General features: G+C 69.5%; 1 protein-coding gene, 1 pseudogene and 1 riboswitch. Of the genes and pseudogenes, one reads left to right on the top strand and one right to left on the bottom strand.

The window, feature by feature from the left end; translation table 11 throughout:
• Window positions 1-408, top strand: a pseudogene (locus tag Q0W90_RS24425) (fatty acyl-CoA reductase); the annotation flags it as partial.
• Window positions 409-468: 60 nt separating this feature from the next.
• Here Q0W90_RS24425 and glyA read toward each other — a convergent pair.
• The gene (gene glyA / locus Q0W90_RS24420; protein WP_297777262.1) at window positions 469-1737 is read right to left on the bottom strand and encodes a serine hydroxymethyltransferase; all 1269 of its coding nucleotides are present in this window, start codon (window positions 1735-1737) and stop codon (window positions 469-471) included.
• Between the two features lie 14 nt (window positions 1738-1751).
• Window positions 1752-1839: riboswitch (ZMP/ZTP riboswitch) on the bottom strand.
• Window positions 1840-1890: the final 51 nt, after the last annotated feature.

The raw sequence follows: 1890 nt of genomic DNA, 5'->3' as shown, positions 1-1890 counted from the left end.
TTCTCGGCGTACGTCGCGTCGAAGGCTGCGCTCGACGCGTTCAGCCGGGTCGTGGCGAGCGAGACGTGGGGTGACGGCGTGACCTTCACGACGATCCACATGCCGCTCGTTCGCACCCCCATGATCAGCCCGACCAAGATCTACGACGCGTTCCCGACCCTCAGCCCGGACGAGGCCGCCGACATGGTGGTGCGCGCGCTCGTCGACCGGCCGAAACGGATCAGCACGCGGCTCGGCACCTTCGGGGAAGTGGCCTACGCGGTGGCGCCGCGGGTTGTGGACGCGATCCTGCACGTCGCCTATCGGGTCTTCCCCGACTCCAAGGCGGCGGGCGGCGAGTCGGAAGGGATCTCCCTCACACGGGGCGCGCAGGCCATGGCGAAGCTGCTCCCGGGAGTGCACTGGTAGCGCCCGAGCGAATGTGACATGCACCCGCCCATAGCCGGGCGGATGTCACATTCGCTCGGGTCAGGCGGGGACGGGGAAGCTCGAGGTGAGCTCCTTGGCCTCCTTGGCAACCTGCTCGATGTCAGCCTCGTCGTTGTTCGCCACCGCGGTCGCCACGCGGTCCATCCAGCCCGCGATGGCGGTCATCTCGGCCGGGCCCATGCCGCGCGTCGTCACAGCCGCGGTGCCGAGGCGCAGGCCGGACGGGTCGAACGGCGGCCGCGGGTCATCCGGAATCGCGTTGTAGTTGGTGACGATGCCGGCCCGGTCGAGCGCCTGGGCGAACGGCTTGCCGCCGACGCCCTTCGGCGTGAGGTCGACGAGGATGAGGTGGTTGTCGGTACCGCCCGACACCAGGTTGAAGCCGCGTTCGTTGAGTGCCGTCGCGAATGCCGCGGCGTTCGTGACGATCTGTGCGGCGTAGTCACGGAACGAGTCCTGCGCCGCCTCACGCAGCGCTACGGCGATCGCGGCCGTCGTGTGGTTGTGCGGGCCGCCCTGCAGGCCGGGGAACACCGCCTTGTCGATGGCGGTGGCGTGCTCGGCGTTGCACATCAGCATCGCGCCGCGCGGTCCGCGCAGCGTCTTGTGAGTGGTGGTCGAGATCACCCCGGCATGCCCCACCGGTGTCGGGTGTGCGCCGCCCGCGACGAGGCCGGCGATGTGGGCGATGTCGGCGACCAACACCGCGTCGATCTCGGCCGCGATCGACGCGAAGCCGGCGAAGTCGATCGTGCGCGGGATCGCCGTACCGCCGCAGAAGATCACCCTCGGTCGCTCGGCCAGCGCCAGGTCGCGGACCTCGTCGAGGTCGACCCGCCCGGTGTCGGTGCGCACGCCGTAGCGCACCGGCGTGAACCACTTGCCGGTCGCCGACACGCCCCAGCCGTGGGTGAGGTGGCCGCCCGCCGGTAGCGACATCCCCATGACCTTGTCGCCGGGGGATAGGAAGGCGAGGTAGACGGCGAGGTTCGCCGGGGAGCCGGAGTACGGCTGCACGTTGGCGTGGTCGACCCCGAACAGCGACTTCGCGCGGTCGATGGCGAGCGTCTCGACCTGGTCGATGACCTGTTGGCCCTCGTAGTAGCGCTTGCCCGCGTAGCCCTCGGAGTACTTGTTGGTGAGCACAGTTCCGGTCGCCTCGAGCACCGCCCGGGACACGTAGTTCTCCGACGCGATCAGCCGGATCTTCTCCCGCTGCCGGACCTCCTCGGCGTCGATCAGTGCGGCGATGTCCGGGTCGGTCTCGCGCAACGCCGGCAGGGTCGGAATGCTGTGTACGTCGGACATGCTGGCTCCCAGGGCGGCGGCGCCCAGGCGTACGGCGCCGCTTAAGAGTTGCGCTTCCCGGTGGTCGGTTCCACCCACTTCACGCCAGTCGCGACGCCGCCGAGTCTAGCCGTGGGACAGGTGGTTGTAGGCAGATTTCACGGTTGCGGTGCT

Source organism: Mycobacterium sp. (genome assembly GCF_025933915.1).
Classification (GTDB): Bacteria; Actinomycetota; Actinomycetes; order Mycobacteriales; family Mycobacteriaceae; genus Mycobacterium.
The sequence above is the reverse complement of the archived record's forward strand: the minus strand, read 5'-3'. Positions and strand labels throughout refer to the sequence as shown.